The 20,900-nt window shown below is 37.4% G+C and carries 15 protein-coding genes; all 15 read left to right on the top strand.

Going from position 1 to position 20,900, the window contains the following annotated elements; all coding sequences use genetic code 11:
- Nucleotides 1-16 precede the first annotated feature (16 nt).
- Entirely contained in the window at nucleotides 17-805 is a 789-nt protein-coding gene (locus tag LG329_RS07705; protein WP_404455505.1) for an SDR family oxidoreductase, read from the top strand.
- Between the two features lie 60 nt (nucleotides 806-865).
- Complete coding sequence (locus LG329_RS07700; protein WP_404455503.1) at nucleotides 866-973, top strand: putative holin-like toxin; 108 nt, start codon at nucleotides 866-868, stop codon at nucleotides 971-973.
- 495 nt (nucleotides 974-1,468) lie between these two features.
- The gene (gene araD / locus LG329_RS07695) at nucleotides 1,469-2,161 is read left to right on the top strand and encodes an L-ribulose-5-phosphate 4-epimerase (protein WP_404455500.1); all 693 of its coding nucleotides are present in this window, start codon (nucleotides 1,469-1,471) and stop codon (nucleotides 2,159-2,161) included.
- Between the two features lie 13 nt (nucleotides 2,162-2,174).
- Complete coding sequence (locus LG329_RS07690; protein WP_404455498.1) at nucleotides 2,175-3,845, top strand: ribulokinase; 1,671 nt, start codon at nucleotides 2,175-2,177, stop codon at nucleotides 3,843-3,845.
- 30 nt (nucleotides 3,846-3,875) lie between these two features.
- Nucleotides 3,876-5,360 carry an L-arabinose isomerase gene (gene araA / locus LG329_RS07685; RefSeq protein ID WP_404455495.1) on the top strand — a complete coding sequence of 495 codons (1,485 nt, stop codon included), beginning with the start codon at nucleotides 3,876-3,878 and terminating at the stop codon, nucleotides 5,358-5,360.
- A gap of 390 nt (nucleotides 5,361-5,750) precedes the next feature.
- Nucleotides 5,751-6,866, top strand: coding sequence for a GntR family transcriptional regulator (locus tag LG329_RS07680; RefSeq protein ID WP_404456489.1), 1,116 nt, complete (start codon nucleotides 5,751-5,753; stop codon nucleotides 6,864-6,866).
- A 469-nt stretch (nucleotides 6,867-7,335) separates the two neighbouring features.
- The gene (locus LG329_RS07675; RefSeq protein ID WP_404455492.1) at nucleotides 7,336-8,673 is read left to right on the top strand and encodes an ABC transporter substrate-binding protein; all 1,338 of its coding nucleotides are present in this window, start codon (nucleotides 7,336-7,338) and stop codon (nucleotides 8,671-8,673) included.
- Nucleotides 8,674-9,184: 511 nt separating this feature from the next.
- Nucleotides 9,185-10,702, top strand: a complete 1,518-nt coding sequence (locus LG329_RS07670) for an alpha-N-arabinofuranosidase (protein ID WP_404455490.1) — start codon at nucleotides 9,185-9,187, stop codon at nucleotides 10,700-10,702.
- Nucleotides 10,703-10,804: 102 nt separating this feature from the next.
- Nucleotides 10,805-11,716 carry a carbohydrate ABC transporter permease gene (locus LG329_RS07665; RefSeq protein WP_404456487.1) on the top strand — a complete coding sequence of 304 codons (912 nt, stop codon included), beginning with the start codon at nucleotides 10,805-10,807 and terminating at the stop codon, nucleotides 11,714-11,716.
- A gap of 3 nt (nucleotides 11,717-11,719) precedes the next feature.
- The gene (locus LG329_RS07660; RefSeq protein WP_404455487.1) at nucleotides 11,720-12,559 is read left to right on the top strand and encodes a carbohydrate ABC transporter permease; all 840 of its coding nucleotides are present in this window, start codon (nucleotides 11,720-11,722) and stop codon (nucleotides 12,557-12,559) included.
- Nucleotides 12,560-12,595: 36 nt separating this feature from the next.
- Nucleotides 12,596-13,216, top strand: coding sequence for a YesL family protein (locus LG329_RS07655; RefSeq protein WP_404455485.1), 621 nt, complete (start codon nucleotides 12,596-12,598; stop codon nucleotides 13,214-13,216).
- Between the two features lie 68 nt (nucleotides 13,217-13,284).
- A complete protein-coding gene (locus LG329_RS07650; RefSeq protein ID WP_404455482.1) occupies nucleotides 13,285-15,828 on the top strand; it encodes a LamG-like jellyroll fold domain-containing protein in 2,544 nt (847 codons plus the stop codon).
- Between the two features lie 43 nt (nucleotides 15,829-15,871).
- Nucleotides 15,872-18,163 (top strand): beta-L-arabinofuranosidase domain-containing protein, encoded by a 2,292-nt coding sequence (locus LG329_RS07645; RefSeq protein WP_404455479.1) that lies wholly within the window; start codon nucleotides 15,872-15,874, stop codon nucleotides 18,161-18,163.
- A 2-nt stretch (nucleotides 18,164-18,165) separates the two neighbouring features.
- Entirely contained in the window at nucleotides 18,166-19,653 is a 1,488-nt protein-coding gene (locus LG329_RS07640; protein WP_404455477.1) for an alpha-N-arabinofuranosidase, read from the top strand.
- A gap of 25 nt (nucleotides 19,654-19,678) precedes the next feature.
- Complete coding sequence (locus LG329_RS07635; protein WP_404455475.1) at nucleotides 19,679-20,881, top strand: sn-glycerol-1-phosphate dehydrogenase; 1,203 nt, start codon at nucleotides 19,679-19,681, stop codon at nucleotides 20,879-20,881.
- Nucleotides 20,882-20,900: the final 19 nt, after the last annotated feature.

The raw sequence follows: 20,900 nt of genomic DNA, 5'->3' as shown, positions 1-20,900 counted from the left end.
AATAGGAGGGAATGTCATGGTAAATCAGACGATGGAAAATAAAGTGGCAATAGTGACCGGGTCAGCTTCTGGTATTGGTAGAGCTGCGGCATTACGGTTGGCGAGGTCAGGTGCGAAATTAGGGCTTGTCGATTTGAAAGAGGAAAATGCGGCCAATGTACAGAAAGAAATTGAAAATGAAGGTGGACAAGCAATCGTTTTAGATACAGATGTATCAAATCCTCAAGAAGTGGAGGCATCCATTAAAGAGGTTGTTGATAAGTGGGGGCGTTTAGACTTTGTTTTTGCTAACGCGGGTATTAACGGGCGTGTAGCTCCTATTGAAGATCTTACGGCTGAAGATTGGGACCAAACCTTGACCACCAATCTAAAAAGCACGTTTCTTACCGTGAAATATTCAATCCCACATATGAAAGATAAAGGTGGAAGCATTGCGATAACTAGCTCAATCAATGGAAATAGAACCTTCTCCAGTTTTGGTATGTCTGCCTACAGCTCCTCAAAGGCTGGCCAGATGGCTTTCGGGAAAATGGCAGCATTGGAATTGGCGGAGTATCACATTAGAGTTAATATTATCTGTCCTGGTGCAATTCAAACTAATATTGGTGAGAACACCCATCCAGATGAGAAAAATCTAAAGAAAGTTAAGATTCCTGTAGAGCACCCTGAAGGAAGTCAGCCACTTGAACATGGTCCTGGCAGTCCTGAACAGGTAGCAGATTTAATTTATTTTTTAGCTTCTGAGCAATCAAGCCATATAACTGGAACAGAACTATTTATCGATGGTGCCGAGTCATTGTTATGATGGTAGTTTGAAATAATCAGACTTAAAAATAACCGAACATTATTTCTTAAGTCCCTTAAGATGACGACATTCGAAGCATTAAGTCTGGTAGCACAATTTGGTTTAGCACAAATAGCTACTATTACTTTAATTGTAACTTTTGTCGTTTACCTAAACAAAAAGAAGTAACCGCCCCCCTACATGGTCGCGATTACTTCTTTTTAGTATAGACACAATTTAAGTTGGCCAACTGCTCTTCATGCAGTTTGTAGTTGCTGGTGGCCGAGTAGTTAGCTCTACTCGGTACCTTATTATAAGTATATTATAATTTCAAATAATTATACTGTCAATGTGTTTGGTTGGTTTAAATAAATATCACATGGCTACTTTTAAAATCACCAATTATGTGCTGTAGAGGGGTAACGAAACGATGGTAATCAATCATCTTGGTTGGGTAACCAATCGACTTCTCTACGAAACCAATCCATCCGATCGAGAAATTCTTCTATATAATACTACTATCGTCACCGAAGATTAGCCGGTGGCGATTTTTTTATTTCAAATTTTTTAACAATTCTTGTATTATTTAATTGATTGTACGTACGAATTATATTAATATAGAATTAACGATTAAAACTTATACGTATAAGGTGTTATTTAAGCAAGAAAGGGAGTGAGTAAAAAATGTTAGAAGGTTTAAAACAAAAAGTGTTAGATGCAAACTTAGCTTTGCCAAAGCATAATTTAGTGACTTTTACGTGGGGTAATGTAAGCGGTATCAGTAGAGAGGAAGAATTAATAGTTATTAAACCTAGTGGAGTTCCCTATGATGAATTAAAAAAAGAAGATATGGTCGTCGTTGATTTTGATGGCAACATTGTTGAAGGTAGTTTAAATCCCTCGTCAGATACACCAACACACATCGTTTTATACAAAAAGTTTCCGGATATTGGAGGTGTCGTACATACGCATGCACCATGGTCAACAAGTTGGGCACAGGCCGGGAAAAGCTTGCCAGCACTGGGCACAACACACGCTGACTATTTTTACGGAACGGTTCCTTGTACTAGACCTATGAGTGATATTGAAATAAATGGTAAGTATGAGCATGAAACAGGAAATGTTATTGTCGAGACTTTTCAGGAGATGAGTCCAAGCGATGTACCAGGTGTTCTTGTTCATAGCCATGCCCCTTTTACCTGGGGAAAAGATCCTAATGAGGCTGTTCATAATTCAGTTGTTTTGGAAGAAGTAGCAAAAATGGCGTTACAAACGTATCAATTAAATGCAAACGTTTCAGATATGGATCAGGTTCTGTTGGATAAGCATTATTTAAGAAAACATGGATTAAACGCTTATTACGGGCAACAGAAATAAGGGGGATGATAATATGACAGAAAAATATACAATTGGTGTGGATTATGGTACTGAGTCAGGTCGTGCGGTGCTGGTTTCATTAGAAAATGGTAAGGAGATTGCTGATCAAGTAACGCCATACAGACACGGAGTTATCGATGAAAAGTTACCGGGTACCGAAATAGATTTAGGTTATGAATGGGCCTTGCAACATCCTCAGGATTATATAGAGGTGTTAGAGAACTCAATACCAAGCGTCCTACAGAAGTCGGGAGTAAACCCAGATGATGTAATTGGAATGGGTATTGATTTCACTGCTTGTACGATGTTGCCTATTGATGAAAATGGAGAGCCACTTTCCAATAACCCTGAATGGAAAAGTAATCCACATAGCTGGATAAAGTTGTGGAAACATCATGCTGCGCAGGATGAAGCGAACAAACTAAATGAAATTGCTGAACAAATGGGAGAAAAGTTTTTACCGAGATACGGAGGGAAAATTTCTTCGGAATGGATGATTGCTAAGGTGTGGCAGATTCTGAATGAAGCCCCTGATATTTATGAAAAAACTGATCGCTTTGTAGAGGCAACGGACTGGGTTACATCAAAACTGACAAACAGTTTTGTCCGAAATAGTTGTACGGCTGGGTATAAGTCTATCTGGCATAAAAGGGATGGGTATCCAAGTAAAGAGTTTTTCAAAGCACTTGATAGTAGGTTAGAAAACTTGACCGAAACGAAGCTCCGCGGTGACGTTGTGTCAATTGGAACAAGGGCCGGTGAACTAACAGAAGAAATGGCTAAACTTACTGGATTAAATGCAGGTACAGCAGTAGCAGTAGGAAATGTGGACGCCCATGTATCTGTTCCAGCTATGGGAGTCACAGAACCTGGTAAATTAGTAATGACTATGGGAACCTCCATTTGTTCTATGCTTTTAGGTGAAAAGGAAGAAGAAGTAGAAGGAATGTGTGGGGTTGTTGAAGATGGAATTATACCTGGCTTTTATGGTTATGAAGCAGGTCAGCCAGCAGTAGGCGATATATTTGCGTGGTATGTTGATCAAGCTGTACCGGAGTATGTAAAAAAAGAGGCTGATATTGAAGGTATAGATGTACACCAACTACTGGAGAGAAAAGCAGCATCATATAAACCAGGTGAAACGGGATTACTGGCACTTGATTGGTGGAATGGTAACCGTTCCGTACTGGTAGATACAGACTTAAGTGGACTATTAGTAGGTATGACTCTACAAACAAAACCTGAAGAAATATATCGGGCTTTACTCGAATCAACTGCTTTTGGTACACGTGAAATTGTGGATGCATTTCATACTAATGGAGTAGAAGTAAATGAACTGTATGTTTGTGGTGGATTGCCTCATAAAAACAAGCTGTTGATACAAATATATGCTGATGTTACGAACCGTCCTATCAAGGTTGCAGATTCTATCCAAACACCGGCTTTAGGAGCAGCAATGTTTGGTGCAGTCGCTGCAGGCGCGGTTAATGGAGGGTATGACACGATAATAGACGCTACTCAGAAAATGGCGCGGATTAAAGACGAAGTCATTAAACCTATTCCAGAAAATGTAGCTATCTATGAAAAACTATATAAAGAATATGCAACACTTCATACTTATTTTGGCCGCGGTGAAAATGATGTTATGAAGAGATTGCGGGCGCTTAGAAGTGCTGCGGAATAATACTAGATTACTATATTAGGAGGAACACATATGTTAACTATAAGACCATATGAATTTTGGTTCGTTACCGGTAGTCAGCACCTTTATGGCGAGGATGTACTTCAGGAAGTGAAAGACCATTCAGAGCATATTACGGATAAACTAAATGAAAATGGCAATTTACCATTTAAGATTGTTTTCAAAACAATTTTAACCAATGCAAATGACATACGGAAATTAATGTTAGATGCAAATAGTGATGAAAATTGCGCGGGGTTAATCACATGGATGCATACTTTTTCACCTGCAAAGATGTGGATTTCTGGACTTAATGCATTACAAAAACCATTGATGCATTTGCATACACAGTTTAACCGTGACATTCCATGGAAAGATATTGATATGGACTTTATGAATTTAAATCAATCTGCACATGGCGATCGTGAATATGGTTTTATCGGAACGCGTATGAATATTCCGCGTAAAGTAGTTGTCGGTCATTGGGAAAACACGGATGTTACAGTGAAAATTGGAAGCTGGATGCAAACCGCGGTAGCTGTCACGGAAGGAACCAATATCCGTGTTGCTCGCTTCGGGGATAATATGAGAAACGTTGCGGTTACTGATGGAGATAAGGTAGAAGCCCAAATTAAGTTTGGTTGGACGGTTGATTATTACGGAATTGGTGACCTAGTAGAAGAAATGAGTAAGGTTTCGGATGAAGAACTTGAGAACCTTTACGGAGAATATAGTGAATTATATAACTTGCCAGCAGAAGCAAGTGAACCTGGTGCAGTTAGAGAATCTATTTTAGAGCAAGGGCGTATTGAATTAGGATTAAAAGCATTTTTGTCAAAAGGTAATTATAATGCCTTTACTACTAATTTTGAAGATTTACATGGCATGAAGCAGTTACCAGGTCTAGCAGCTCAACGCTTAATGGCAGAAGGGTATGGTTTTGCGGGTGAAGGTGACTGGAGAACAGCAGCACTACTTCGGATGATGAAAATTATCTCTAGTAACAAAGGTACCTCCTTTATGGAAGATTATACGTACCACCTGGAGCCGGGCGATGAAAAGGTATTAGGATCACATATGCTGGAAATATGTCCAACAATAGCAGCGACGAAACCAAAAATTGTCGTGAATCCACTTGGAATGGGGGGGAAGAACGACCCTGCTCGTTTAGTGTTTGATGGTAAAGGTGGAGACGCAGTAAATGTATCACTTATTGAGCTTGGTGGAAGGTTCCGTTTTGTAATTAATGAAGTAAAAGCAGAACAGCCTACCATCGAAACACCGAACTTACCGGTTGCCAAAGTCCTGTGGAAGCCCGAACCATCCTTAAGTGAAGCAACTGAATCATGGATTTATGCAGGTGGAGCACATCACACCGTATTTTCATTTGAAGTGACGACTGACCAGTTATATGATTTTGCAGATATGGCGAATATTGAATGTGTTGTGATTGATAAAGACACAAATCCGAGGAAGTTGCGGAATGAGTTGAAGATAAGTCAGATGGTTTGGAAGTAAGAGATTAAATAAAATTTGTTCAGGGGTCTGCTTTCTAGCAGATCTCTGTTTTATGTTCGAGTTTCACACCTGTTATTGGCTCTAATATATTTTACGTGATATTATTAAGTCACTTATACGTTTGACTTTTTATTTACACGTAAGGAAAACATAAAATGTGACATTGAATATTTTGGTCACTATGTAGGGCCACGTCCAGCTCCAGTGCCCATTGCCTAGTGCACATTGCCTAGTGCCCTTCCGGCTCCTCCTTACGATAAGTTAACATCGAATCGCTTACGCTCTTCGTGTTTCCTTTATCTCATACGGCTCCGTCCAGGCCATACGGCAATAACCGGGCGCTTGCGCTTTTGTTCAAAATAACTTATATGTTTTAAGGTAGAGGTGTTAATTATGACAAAATATAATACTGTAAAACAAGCAATTAAATCAAAAATATTAGATGGATCCTACCTTCCAAATGAGAAGATCAGCTCTGAAAGTGAATTAATGAAAGAATTCGGTGTTAGTCGTCATACGGTTAGGTTGGCAATCGGGGATATGGTTACGGAAGGGTGGCTGTATAGAGAACAGGGTTCTGGTACATTTTGTGCTGATCGAACAGAAATTGACCAAACAATAAGTAACAACTCAAAAGATATTGCTATAATAACCACCTATATATCTGATTATATTTTTCCATCAATAATTAGAGGTGCCGAGGAAATCTTAAGTAAAAATGGATATAATGTTAGTTTGTTTAGTACCAATAATAATCATGAAACTGAAAAAAATGTCCTAGAAAAGATCCTTTCTCAAAATTTTGATGGTGTAATTGTTGAACCAACAAAAAGTGCTATATCAAATCCTAATATTAATTACTATTTAAATTTAGAGAGCCAAAATATACCTTACATAATGATTAATGCAGATTATGATGCATTAGAACCATTGAGTATCACAATGGATGACGAAAAAGGTGGATTTATTCAAACGGAACACCTTATCAGCCTTGGCCATAAAAATATCATTGGCTTTTTTAAAACAGATGATATTCAGGGGAAAAAGCGGATGAAAGGATATTTAAAGGCACATCGTACAAATCAAGTTCCAATTAACCCTAACAATTTAGTATCATATTCCACACATGAAAAAGCATCGAAGACAGTAGATGAATTAAAAAAATTGTTGGCTAAATCGAATGGGGATAAACCAACGGCTATTGCCTGTTACAATGACGAACTTGCTATTGAGTTGCTGGATGTTTTGCGGGAAAAGAATTTAAATGTACCAGGTGACATTTCCTTAGTTGGTTATGATGATTCCTTCCTAGCAAAAGTATCTGAAGTAAAGTTAACTACTGTGGAACACCCAAAAAGCGTAATAGGACAGACTGCAGCAAAGGTGATTTTAGATTTAATAAAAGAAAAAAGCGGTAATCAAAAAAAATCTCTTGATCAGGTGAAATCTGTTGTGTTCGAACCTAAACTTGTTGTACGAAATTCCTCGAAAAAACTCAATCCTTAAGGTTATCCGCATATGGATAACCTATTTTTGTGGGCATTGAATTAAAACTGAAAAGCCGATACACGGGTGTATGGCTTACTGGCAACGTATGTCCAATTTGGATTGTTTCATGATACTCATTCCACATACGTATAAGTTGATGTGATTTTAGTGGGAAACTTATTGACTATGATTTATAGTAGTGTTAATATTTACATTAATAACATCCTTCTAAATTGTCTTACTTTTTGAAGCGGGGTAACATGTTCGTACATCAACATTACGTGACTATAGGAATTCTAGTCCTTTTTCAATTTGCTAGTTCATTATATCAGCTTTGGGTTTCTATAATCACTTTAATTTGGATGTGCGACCAAGTTATCTCAAAATTTTATGTTTTAATCAGCATAGGGGGTGAAAATTCATTGCTTGGCTTTTCAGTAATTGAAAGCGCTTTATAAATCCATATTAAAAAACAGGGGGTAGAATAATGAAGAAGAAAAACCTGCTAGCTTTAATTTTTGGAATAATGGCATTATTTTTAGTGGCCTGTAGTGGTGATAGTGAGTCCAGTTCAGGGGAAGCCACTGAATCAGAAGTGATTGGTAGCGATGTTGAAAATGCAACAGAATTGACGTATTGGACATTTGTTGAATTGCACATGGACTTTTTTAAAGATGCAGTGCCTCGTTGGAATGAGGCAAATCCTGACAGGCCGATTAAATTAGTTGCAGAGACGTTCCCATTTGATCAAATGCATAACAATTTATTATTAGCATTACAATCTGGTACAGGTGCTCCTGATATTGCCGATATAGAGATTGGGCGCTTCCCCAATTATTTACAAGGTGAACCACAGTTGTTACCGATGAACGAATATGTTGACCCTGTTATAGATAAATTCGTCAAGTCGCGTTTTGAAATATATGGAAAAGATGGTAAATATTATGGCATGCCAACCCACGTTGGTACTTCAGTAATGTATTACAACAAGGAAATTATGGACGCAGCCGGAGTGGATATAGATTCCATTAAAACGTGGGATGACTACGTTGAGGCTGGGAAAAAAGTTGTCGCCAACACGGATGCTATGATGACAACAGCTCATTCAGGAGATTACATGACTTATTTTCAAATGATTAGTCAACGGGGTTCTGATTTCTTTAATGATGAAGGGGAACTGACAGTTTATAATGAAGCAAATGTTAAGACCTTAGAATTCTTACATGACATGATTTACAAGTATGAAATTGCTGAACTAACTCCTGGAGGTGATCCACACGCAGAAGAATTTTATGCTTATATGAATGACGGTGGAGCTGCATCTGTTTCTATGCCTGCATGGTATATGGGGAGATTTTTAGACTACATGCCAGATCTAAAAGGTAAGATGGCAATTCGTCCAATGCCTGCTTGGGAAGCTGGTGGTAACCGTTCAGCTGGTATGGGTGGTACGGGAACTGTTGTTACAAACCAAACAGAACATGCTGAACTAGCAAAAGAATTTTTAGCCTTTGCGAAACTAACTAAAGAAGCAAATAAAAAAATATGGACAGTATTAGGCTTTGTTCCTCCACGTCATGATGTTTGGGAAAGTGAAGCAATCAAAGCAGATAATAAGTATTATGAATATTTTGGTGACGATATCTTTGATACATTCCTAGCTGTTAAAGATGAAATTAATGCGGTGAATGTTACAGAGTATACACCGGATGTAGCGACGGAGATTAATACGAACGTATTTAATAGTGTTCTTAGACAACAATCTGCAACCGCCGAGGAGGCACTTAAACAAGCACAGGAGACAATAGAAGCTAACATTCAATAAAAGATAGATTGCAGGGTATATATCTTTGTGCCTTGCAATCTATTTTTGTATACCTAGAAAATCTGAGATGAGAATAATAATGAAAGGGCTTCTTGATCTCTTAAGAAGTGAACGGGAATTATTTATACGTACAATTAAATAGCTGCTGATTAAGGGTTATACAAATATTTGCTAAAGTATATCACGCTCATATTTAATCAATGAATTGAATCCATACAGGGATACAGATCATTATTCCTAGGTATATAATTATATTCTTAGTAAAATATTAAAAAAGCTGTTGAAATAAATAGAATATTTATATATAATCTAACTAACATAACTTATACGTACAACTAATAGACTTGAATTATAGGTTTACATAAGTATTCCGTGATCTCGTTAGCGATTTTTCATACTTATTGAAAGCGGATACACAGAAAGGGCTTAGTAACGAACTTCCTTGCACTTAACCCGATAACTTATTAGATGGTGAAAGTTGAATGAAATTTTTATAAAGGAGTGTTAATTAATGGTGAACCAATTAAAAGCAAAAATGGTATTAGACAAAAGTTATGAAATTGCTAAGGTGGACGAGCGAATATATGGCTCATTTATTGAACACCTTGGTCGTGCAGTATATGGAGGAATTTATGAACCAGGTCATCCAGAAGCGGATGAGCAAGGTTTTCGTAAAGATGTTATGGAACTAGTTAAAGAATTACAAGTTCCTATTGTAAGGTATCCCGGTGGGAATATGGTATCTGCTTACAACTGGGAGGATGGTGTGGGGCCGAAGGAAGACCGACCTAGTCGTTTGGAATTAGCTTGGAGAACGGTTGAGACGAATGAAGTAGGAACGAATGAATTTGCTGACTGGGCAAAGAAAGTTAATACCGATGTTATGATGGCAGTTAACTTAGGGACTAGAGGAATTGATGCAGCAAGGAATTTACTGGAATATACGAACCATCCAGGTGGAACATACTGGAGCGATTTAAGAAAATCGCATGGGTATGATGCTCCACATAACATAAAAACTTGGTGCCTTGGTAACGAGATGGATGGCCCTTGGCAAGTTGGTCATAAGACGGCACATGAATATGGAAGGATAGCGCAGGAAACTGCCAAAGCTATGAAGCTAGTAGATCCGACCATCGAACTTGTCGCGTGTGGGAGTTCAAATACAGGAATGCCGACTTTTCCGGAGTATGAGGCAACAACTCTTGATATTGCATATGAACAGGTAGATTACATCTCACTTCATCAATATTATGGAAACCGTACAAACGATCCAGCAAACTACTTAGCGAAAAATATGGATATGGATCACTTTATTAAGACTGTTACCTCAACCTGCGATTATATCAAGGCAAAACATCGTAGTAAGAAGACGATTAATTTAAGTTTTGATGAGTGGAATGTTTGGTATCATTCTAAAGATGCAGACAAGGAGATTGAACCATGGTCAATTGCACCTCCACAGCTAGAAGATCATTATAACTTTGAAGATGCCCTATTGGTTGGTAGTATGCTAATTACGTTTTTACAGCATGCAGATAGAGTTAAAATGGCATGTTTGGCACAATTGGTAAATGTTATTGCGCCAATTATGACTGAAAATAACGGCCGGTCCTGGAAGCAAACAATTTTCTATCCATATATGCACGCATCTATTTATGGAAGAGGAGTTTCGTTAAAACCAATTCTTTCATCACCAAAGTATGATAGCAAAGATTTCACGGACGTACCTTATATTGATAGTGCAGCTGTTTACAATGAGGAGAATGGCGAAGGTGAAGTAACAATCTTTATGATTAATAAAAACCTAGAAGAGTCCATAACTGTATCTTGCGATGTTAGAAGTTTTGAAGGATATAGCCTTGTTGAACACATTGTTCTAGAAAATGATGATTTGAAAGCTGTAAATACAGCAAGTCGTCAAACAGTAGCGCCTCACGGAAATGGAAGTTCTTCCTTGGAAGACGGTACTTTAGAGGTTAGACTATCAAAAACTTCTTGGAATGTAATTCGTCTAAAAAAATATTAGTACTGCCAAGTAGCATATCAGGACAGGACTTTTTCTGTCCCTTAGGCTAAAACTATTTTCTGAGGAGGGTTTTGGGTGTCGAAAATATCCAATAGTAATAGACTGGAATCAGCAACAAAGGAACCTAATAAGTTTTTAAGGTTTCTAAATTCGAAAAAGGTAGTGCCATATATTTTTGTCGCACCGTTTATTATTTCATTTTTGATTTTATCTCTATACCCAGCAATCAAAGCGATTATTATGAGTTTTCAAAGTGTATTACCGGGCCAGATTACTTTTATTGGATTAGATAATTACTCAAGAGTCTTTAACCCTACTTTTTACAAAGCACTATCTAATACTACTATTTATGTGATTTTAACAGTGATCATTTTGGTAGCGATTCCAATTTTATTATCCGTTTTATTAGACTCTAAGTTTACGAAAAATAAAACGATTTTTCGAGCCTCTTTATTTATTCCAGCGTTAACTTCAACGATTGTTGCTGGTATGATTTTCCGACTAATGTTTGGTGAAACTGATACTGCGGCAGCAAACCAAATCCTTAATTGGCTGGGCTTTGATCCTGTAAATTGGAGATACAATGCCTGGTCGGGAATGTTTTTAATGGTTTTGCTTTGTTCTTGGCGTTGGATGGGTGTAAATATTTTATATTTTCTCGCTGCTTTACAGAATGTACCAAAGGAGTTATATGAAGCGGCAGAAATTGATGGGGCTACAATGTTCCAGAAGTTTAGATTTGTTACGCTTCCATTTCTAAAACCCGTAACTATCTTTGTTTCTACTATTTCAATTATAAACGGATTCCGAATGTTTGAGGAAAGTTTTGTTTTCTGGACGGCTGGTTCACCGGGTAATATAGGTTTGACAGTCGTTGGTTATCTGTATCAACAAGGGATTCAACAAAACGACATGGGTTTTGGAGCAGCAATAGGTGTTGTATTAATGTTAATAATCCTAGTTATTAGCTTTGTTCAACTAATTCTAACAGGGGCCTTTAAAAGGGAGGATTAATAAATGAAAGAGAAAAAAAATACTTCATTAAAATGGATAATAAATCTTAGTTTCTGTGTAATATCCTTTATAGCGCTATTTCCACTTTTTAGTTTGCTGATTTCTTCATTTAGATCATCAAAAGTGTTGATGCGTAATGGTATTAGTTTAACCTTTGATCCCAGTACATTAAATTTAGATAATTATATCTACATATTTACTCAGGCAAGCGACTACTGGACATGGTACGGAAATAGCTTAATGATTTCAGCAATTACCATTGTCCTATCCCTATTTTTCTCATCTATGGTTGGGTATGCATTAGCCATATATGATTTTAAAGGTAGAAACTTTTTCTTTGTACTTGTTTTGTTTATATTGATGATTCCATTTGAAATATTAATGTTGCCTCTCTTCCAATTAATGATTAGCATGCATTTGATAAATACCTATACAGGTGTTGTACTCCCTATGATTGTGGCACCGATTGCTGTCTTTTTCTTTAGACAATATGCTTTAGGTCTACCTAAGGAATTGATGGATGCTGCAAGAATTGATGGATCTACTGAATATGGCATATTTTTCAAAATTATGTTGCCATTAATGGTACCATCTTTAGCTGCAATGGCGATTCTACAAGGACTTGGTAGCTGGAATAATTTTCTTTGGCCGTTAATTGTATTACGATCTAACGATATGTTCACTTTACCGGTTGGCTTAGCTACTTTACTAACACCATACGGAAATAATTATGATGTATTAATTGCCGGATCTATAATGACGATTATTCCAATCATTATTCTATTTATATTCTTCCAACGTTACTTTGTTGCAGGGCTTACGGTTGGAGGAGTAAAAGGGTAAAATATAGCATTAATAGAATAAGAGGTGACGAGGAACATGAATGGTAAAGGAGTAGTATCATCACTTGATTTTATACTTCAATGGATTATGCGTCTGGCAATTGTTAATTTATTATGGATCTTATTTTCTTTACTAGGGCTAATAGTAGGTGGAGTTTTTCCTGCTACAGTAGCGGCGCTAGGGGTGTCCAGAAAATGGATAATGGGAGATCAGGAGATTAAGATATGGCAAACTTTTAAGCATATATATCGCCAAGATTTCATTAGTGCTAATATCCTGGGATGGTTACTATCAATCGGTGGAGGTTTGCTTTATGCAAATTATAGAGTGATTGCGAGTTCAGCGGGTGAAATATTTTTTGTCATTCCATTCGCATTTTATCTTGTAGTATTTCTCTATACCATTATTGTTATATGGTGTTTTCCATTACTAGCACATTATCAAGCAAATTGGTTTCACCATATTAGAAATGCATTAATAATCGGATTGACAAAAATTCATTATACGATTGCCTCGGGTGTGTTTGTTATTGGTGTAACATACTTTTCTCTAGAATACCCCGGTGTTCTCCCATTTTTTTCAATTAGTATTATGACAGTAGGATGTATGTGGTTTTCCATGCAAATTTTTAAGAAAATGGATAACAGACCTTCCTGATAAATAGTTTTGGGGGCATATGTTATATGCCCCTTCAATTATGTTTAAAAAAGAGAGGAGATAATTAAATGAGTAAAAGCTTGTTAGGATTTATGCTTGTTTTCTTAATGCTTATATTTATTATACCAAGTACAATACTTGGTAACGACAAACCAGCTAGTCAACCTAATGAAAATAGTAACAAGCCTGGCATTGATCAAGGCGAAGCACCTGAATTTACGGATGTATCTGTTCACGATCCTTCTATTATAAAAGATGGTGATACGTATTACGTGTTTGGCTCTCATATCGAGGCTGCTAAGTCAACAGATTTAAAAAACTGGACTAGGTTCACTAATGGTTACACTACACCTGGTAATGAGATCTATGGAGATTTATCACAAAATCTAGCTGGTTCTTTTGCTTGGGCCGGTGAAGACGATGCTGATAGTAAAGGTGGTTATGCTGTATGGGCTCCTGAAGTTTTCTGGAGTGAAGACTATGTCAATGAGGATGGATCCAAAGGTGCTTATATGATTTATTATAGTGCATCTTCTACTTATATCCGTTCCGCTATTGGTTTTGCGGTATCACAAGATATAGAGGGGCCATATAAGTATGTAGATACCATTGTATATTCAGGTTTTACCGAAGAAGAAGCGTATGATGAAGATAGTGACGTTAATAAGAAATGGACAAATACAAATATTAAACAACTTATCGATAACGGTACATTAAATGGTAAAAACGCTGATTGGTTTAATAGCGGTGGATCTTATAATAATAGCACCTTCCCTAACGCTATAGATGCTAATTTGTTCTATGACAAGAATGGGAAACTGTGGATGACATATGGTTCCTGGTCCGGTGGGATTTTTATGCTGGAAATCAATAAAACCACAGGTAAAGCAATTTATCCAGGTAAAGATGGAACTACTGCTGACGGTAGACTTGTTGATCGATATTTTGGAACCAAAATTGCAGGTGGGTTTGGGAAATCTGGAGAAGGTCCTTATGTTGTATACGATAAGAATACTGAATATTATTACTTATATATATCCTATGGGTGGCTTGGTGCAGATGGTGGATATAATATGAGAGTGTTCAGATCAAAAAATCCAGGTGGTCCTTATTTAGATGGAAAAGGAAAAAATGCTGTTTTACCAGGGGAAGTAGACCATTCTCGCTATGGCAATAAACTTATGGGTAACTTCTTATTTGAAAGAAAAGTGGGAGACCCCGGTACAGGAATTGGCTACGGATATGTTTCCCCAGGACATAATTCAGTTTTCTATGACTCTGATACTGGTCAGAAGTTTTTGGTTTTCCATACACGCTTTCCAGAAACAGGTGAGATGCACGAGCTTCGCGTTCATCAAATATTTATGAATAAAGAAGGATGGCCAGTGGTTGCGCCATACCGCTATGCAGATGAAACGTTAGAAAAGGTAAACAGACAAGATTTAATTGGTGCATATAAGTTTATTAACCATGGTAAAGATATTTCTGGGATTATCAAAAATTCTGTATTGATTCATTTAAATAAAGACAATACCATTTCCGGTGATGTTACTGGTACATGGAAAAAAACGAGCCATAATCAAGCAAAAATAACGGTGGATGGAGATACCTATAACGGAGTGTTCATACGTCAATGGAATCCAACATCAGAACGTTATGTAATGACATTTACAGCTGTATCAAAAGAAGGAGTATCAGTTTGGGGAAGTAAACAACTTGATAAAACTGATGAGGAGATTGTAGAGGATGTTGTAAATGATTTGAGTCTTGGTGACACAGACCATGTTATTTCCAATTTGACACTTCCAACAGAAGGAACTCGACACACAGAAATTTCATGGAAGACTTCAGATTCTAGTGTAGTCACTGCTGAAGGGGAAGTTAATCGACCAGAGGCTGGTTCTGAGGAATTAACTGCTACACTCACTGCCACAATAACAAAAGGTGATATTACTGAAACAAAAAGCTTTAACATTACTGTATTACCGTATAAAAAGGCTGGTTTAGTTGCTCACTATGCATTTGAAAATAATCTAGGTGAAGAAACAAATAATTTTGGAGCAGGTACTGTAACTGGTAATAGAATTGATAATACGGGCGGTACTATAACTTACACAGATGGTAAATTTGGGAATGCTGCGGTATTCGACGGTTCATCAGGTGTCCGCTTACCAAACGGGCTTATCTCAAGTAGCACGTACTCGGTATCACTTTGGTTAAATCCTGAACAATTAACGAATTATACAACCACGTTCTTTGGAGCTAGAGATAGTAATAACTGGGTTAGTCTTGTTCCAGGAGGGGGGAGTACCAAGGTCTGGTCGGGTAGTGAAAGATGGTATGATGCCCCTACTGGTATGACAATTAATACTGACGAGTGGACGCATTTGGCTTTCACTGTTGATAACAGTGTAATTAGTGTTTATGTGAATGGTGAAGAAAAATTTACAGGAACGGACTTCCCAAATATATTTACTACTACCGGTGCCAGCTTTAGTTTAGGTGTTAACTGGTGGGATCCTCCATTTAAGGGATTAATGGATGAATTGCGCATCTATGAAGGAGCATTATCACCATCACAAATTGCTAACTTAGCACAGCCAAACAACTAACAGTTTATACGTTAAACTTCGAAATCGAAGAGGAGGGCGCAAATTGGAAAATGTAAGTCTTTTAAATGGGATGTTCATGGACTCACAAGAAAGAGGAAAAGAATACTTACTTTACCTGGATGTCGATCGACTCGTTGCTCCATGTTATGAAGCTGTGTCACAAACTCCTAAAAAACCCCGCTATGGTGGTTGGGAATCAAAAGGAATTGCAGGACACTCAATTGGTCACTGGTTATCCGCGGCTGCTGTACTGGTGTCTGTAACAAATAATCATTTACTTAAAAAGAAGCTTGATTATGCTATTGATGAGTTAGAGTATATTCAACACTTCGATGAAGACGGATATGTAAGTGGTTTCCCAAGGACTTGCTTTGATAACGTATTTACTGGGGAATTCCAGGTTGATAACTTTAGTTTAGGAGGGTCCTGGGTTCCTTGGTACAGCACCCACAAGATTTATGCAGGACTTATTGACACCTATAACTATACCGAAAGTGAAAAAGCTTTAGAGGTAGTCATTAAATTAGCAAATTGGGCTAAAAAAGGATTGGAAAACCTGACAGATGAGCAATTTCAAAAAATGCTAACGTGTGAACATGGTGGTATGAATGAAGCGATGGCCGACCTGTATGTAATAACGAAAAATGAAGACTACCTTGAGCTCGCCGAACGATTTTGCCATCAAACTATCCTAGAACCTTTATCTAAAAGGTCTGACAAACTTGAGGGAAAACATGCGAACACACAAATCCCGAAAGTAATTGGAGCTGCCAAGCTTTATGAAATAACTGGAGTTGAAGAATACAAAGATATGGCTGACTTTTTCTGGAACCAAGTAACCAATTATCGCTCTTATGTAATTGGGGGAAATAGTATAGGTGAGCATTTTGGAATAGAAAATGCTGAAGAGTTAGGGGTTTTGACAACAGAAACATGTAACACCTACAACATGCTCAAGCTTACTGAGCACCTCTTTCATTGGTCCCATAAAGCAGAATATATGGATTTCTATGAAAGAGCACTCTATAACCATATTCTTGCCTCCCAAGATCCAGATTCTGGAATGAAAACATACTTTGTATCAACTCAACCTGGTCATTTAAAAGTATATTGTTCACCAGATGATTCGTTTTGGTGTTGTACAGGGACTGGCATGGAGAATCCAGCCCGATACACAAGAAATATCTATTATCGAGATCAGGATCAATTGTATGTGAATTTATTTATTTCTTCAGAAGCTAAATTAGAAGATAAAGAGATTAAGATTAGCCAGGAAACATCATTTCCGAAGTCTAATAGATCGAGGCTTACTTTTACTGAAGCAAATGGTGAACAACTAGCTATTCGTATTCGAGTTCCTCACTGGGTAGCAGGAACAGTCACTGCTACTGTAAATGGAAAAGAAACATTCTCACAATCGGAAAACGGGTATTTGACAATTACCAAAGAGTGGGTAGCTGGAGATAGTATTGAAATAGACCTTCCAATGGGTCTCCACACGTATGCAGCTAAAGATGATCCGAAAAAGATAGCTATTATGTATGGACCTATAGTGATGGCGGGTGCATTAGGAACGGAAAAGTTTCCAAAAACAGACATTTTGGCAGACCACTTGGAGCTTAACAACCACCCGTTAATTGATGTTCCCGTGCTTGTTACGAATGAGAAGGATTTAAATAGTTGGATAAAACCAGTTAAAGAATTACCGCTGACATTTGAAACGGAAGCAATTGGTCAACCAGGAGATGTTAAAGTTAGACTCATTCCGTTTTATGAGCTACATCACCAACGGTACACCTTATATTGGAATATCATGAGTCAAACAGATTACAAGAATTTTAGGGATAAAGAAAAAGAGGAACTGGAAAGAACAAGAAGGATTACGGTTGATGTTGTTAACCCTAATGAGCAGCAGCCAGAAGTTGACCATAATATCCAAACACAAAATTCGACATCAGGTTATTTAAACCTAGTTCATAAAGGTTGGCGTGATAGCCGAGATGGTGGTTTTTTCAGTTATGAGATGGCAGTCCAACCGGATATGCCGATGTATCTACTTGTTACTTACTTTGGTAATGATAAGCATTTACATGTTAATGGAAAAACATATGAAAGAGAATTTAGTATTTTAGTAGATGGGTCTGTAATTGCAAATCAGAAACTAAATGAAAATAAACCCGGCAGCCTTTTTGATGTTTGTTATGAAATTCCAGAAGAATTGATAAAAGGAAAATCAAAGGTTGAAGTAAAGTTTACATCAAAAGTAGGAAAAGTAGCGGGTGGAGTATACGGTGTCAGGACTATTAATGAAAAAATTTATTTAAATGAGGTGTAATAATGGAAAACAATGTTGTTGTTAATGCGGATGGAGTTCAAGGAACAATAAACAAGAATATTTATGGACATTTTGCAGAGCATCTTGGTAGATGTATTTATGAAGGGATTTGGGTTGGCGAGGATTCTTCTATTCCAAACACAAAGGGGATTCGAAACGACGTATTGGGTGCTCTTAAAGAACTCGATATTCCAGTACTTCGTTGGCCTGGTGGTTGTTTTGCTGATGAATACCACTGGAAGGACGGTGTAGGTCCCAGGGAAAATCGTAAACGGATGGTAAACACACATTGGGGTGGCATGGTAGAGAATAATCATTTTGGTACACATGAATTTATGCTGCTCTGCGAGTTATTGGAAACTGAACCGTATATATGTGGGAACGTTGGGAGTGGTACAGTCCAGGAAATGTCTGAATGGGTAGAATATATGACATTTGATGGTGAATCCCCAATGGCAAAATGGAGACAGGAAAATGGTAGAGAAGAGGCGTGGAACCTTACGTACTTTGGTGTCGGTAACGAGAATTGGGGATGTGGCGGTAACATGCGTCCTCAATATTATGCTGATTTATACCGACGTTTTCAGACATATGTCCGTAATTATGGCGATAACAAAGTATACAAAATTGCTGGTGGTGCCAATGTAGATAATTTCAATTGGACAGAAGTGTTAATGCGGGAAGCTGCCCATCTGATGGATGGATTAAGCCTGCACTATTACGCAATTCCGGGAGATTTTTGGAAGGGTAAGGGTTCGGCTACTGATTTTACAGAAGACGAATGGACGATTACGATGCAAAAAGCTTTGCATATCGAAGAATTAATCACTAAGCACAGTACCATTATGGATAAATATGATCCAGAAAAACGAGTAGGAATGATTGTTGATGAGTGGGGAACTTGGTTTGATGTGGAACCTGGGACTAATCCAGGTTTCCTTTTCCAGCAGAATACGATCCGTGATGCTCTGGTTGCAGGTGTATCTTTGAATATCTTTAATAATCATAGTGATCGCGTCCAAATGGCAAATATTGCTCAAACGGTCAATGTATTGCAGGCGATGGTTTTAACTGAAGGAGATAAAATGCTCTTAACACCAACATACCATGTATTTGAAATGTATAAAGTCCATCAGGATGCGAAGAAACTGGCAATAGATGTAAAGGTAAATTCAATCAAACATGGAGACCAATTTCTTCCGCAGGTTAGTGTTTCAGCTTCCAAGGACAAAAAAGGCAAGGTAAACATTAGCTTGTGCAATATGGATAAAGATTCTGAAGCAACTATTAACCTGGACTTACGAGGAATTGTAGATCAAATAAAAGTAGAAGGAAGAATATTAACCTCTAAACAAATGAATGCTCGTAATACTTTCGAAGAACCGGAAACTGTTAAGCCAACTGTATTTGAAGATTATAAAATAAATGGGCATAAACTAGATATTTCATTACCATCAAAATCAGTAACAGTAATTTCTATTGAATCATAAAAGAAACTGAATGTGGAGGTATATGATGACCATTGAAGATCTTACAAAGCTAGCAAATGAAGTAGATGTACAAAATATTAAGTTCCCAAAAATAAGAGTTGAAAAGAACGCTGTCGGATTGGTCCCATCATACTTAGTCGCAAATAAGTTTAAAAATATAGTCCTCGTTTTTGATGGAAATACGAGAAAAGCAGCGGGCAATCAAATTGAACAGTTGCTATCAGATGGGAATTTTCAGGTTACCACTATAGAATTAAGTCCAAATAGACACGGTGAAGTGATTGCTGATGAGCAAACTTTAATGCAACTAATTGTTGAAATGCCAAACAATGCGGATGTCATTTTAGCTGTAGGATCCGGAACGATTCATGATGTAGTGCGTTTTACGGGATTTAAAATGACTATCCCATTTATTTCAGTTCCTACTGCTGCTTCTGTCGATGGTTTTACATCTAAAGGGGCTCCTTTAATCTTGCGTGGTGTAAAAAAGACAATCCAAACTGCATCGCCTGTTGCTGTATTTGCGGATATTGATATTCTTAAAAAAGCGCCACAGGAAATGACTGCAGCGGGGTTTGGCGACATAATTGGTAAATACACGTCTCTGTTAGATTGGAAGATTTCATATTTGGTGGGAAATGAGCCATACAATCAACTGGCAGCAGATTTGACAAGGGAATCTTTAGAAGCTTGCGTAAACAGTGCAGGAGAAATAGCAAAAAAAGAAGACAATGGAATAAAAATATTGATGCAATCTTTAATAGAATCAGGGCTGGTCATGTTAGTGTTAGACCATTCTAGACCCGCATCAGGGGGCGAGCATCATTTATCCCATTACTGGGAAATGGAATTGTTAAAAAAGGATGCTAAACAGCTTCTACATGGAGCAAAGGTAGGAATAGCAACAACTATCATAATTGATTTATATAAACAAATGGTCGTAGATTTGGATGATAATAAACTTTCACCTAACTTAAAAAAGTTCAGTGAAAATTTCGGGCAAATAAAAAGTTTAATAGAAGAATTGCCTAGTTCCTCACAAATTAGAAATATGCTTAGAAAGGTTGGAGGAGCTGGAACACCAGCAGATTTAGAGATTGATAACACATTAATTACCCGTAGCTTAAATGAAGCTTTCCATTTAAGGAAACGATGTACAGGCTTATTTTTAATCAATCAATTCAAGCAGGAAGATATTAAATATCCTATAAAGAAAATTTCAATATGAAAATTAGGAGAGACGTTAC

It is taken from the genome of Virgibacillus necropolis (genome assembly GCF_044793635.1).
Classification (GTDB): domain Bacteria; phylum Bacillota; class Bacilli; order Bacillales; family Amphibacillaceae; genus Virgibacillus_F; species Virgibacillus_F necropolis_A.
Note: the sequence above shows the minus strand (reverse complement) of the source record. Positions and strands in the feature narration are given on the sequence as shown.

Excerpts from the sequence above, each read along its gene's own strand:
- LG329_RS07705 (WP_404455505.1), top strand. The coding sequence starts at position 17 with ATGGTAAATCAGACGATGGAAAATAAAGTGGCAATAGTGACCGGGTCA.
- LG329_RS07700 (WP_404455503.1), top strand. The coding sequence starts at position 866 with ATGACGACATTCGAAGCATTAAGTCTGGTAGCACAATTTGGTTTAGCA.
- araD (WP_404455500.1), top strand. The coding sequence starts at position 1,469 with ATGTTAGAAGGTTTAAAACAAAAAGTGTTAGATGCAAACTTAGCTTTG.
- LG329_RS07690 (WP_404455498.1), top strand. The coding sequence starts at position 2,175 with ATGACAGAAAAATATACAATTGGTGTGGATTATGGTACTGAGTCAGGT.
- araA (WP_404455495.1), top strand. The coding sequence starts at position 3,876 with ATGTTAACTATAAGACCATATGAATTTTGGTTCGTTACCGGTAGTCAG.
- LG329_RS07675 (WP_404455492.1), top strand. The coding sequence starts at position 7,336 with ATGAAGAAGAAAAACCTGCTAGCTTTAATTTTTGGAATAATGGCATTA.
- LG329_RS07670 (WP_404455490.1), top strand. The coding sequence starts at position 9,185 with ATGGTGAACCAATTAAAAGCAAAAATGGTATTAGACAAAAGTTATGAA.
- LG329_RS07660 (WP_404455487.1), top strand. The coding sequence starts at position 11,720 with ATGAAAGAGAAAAAAAATACTTCATTAAAATGGATAATAAATCTTAGT.
- LG329_RS07655 (WP_404455485.1), top strand. The coding sequence starts at position 12,596 with ATGAATGGTAAAGGAGTAGTATCATCACTTGATTTTATACTTCAATGG.
- LG329_RS07650 (WP_404455482.1), top strand. The coding sequence starts at position 13,285 with ATGAGTAAAAGCTTGTTAGGATTTATGCTTGTTTTCTTAATGCTTATA.
- LG329_RS07640 (WP_404455477.1), top strand. The coding sequence starts at position 18,166 with ATGGAAAACAATGTTGTTGTTAATGCGGATGGAGTTCAAGGAACAATA.
- LG329_RS07635 (WP_404455475.1), top strand. The coding sequence starts at position 19,679 with ATGACCATTGAAGATCTTACAAAGCTAGCAAATGAAGTAGATGTACAA.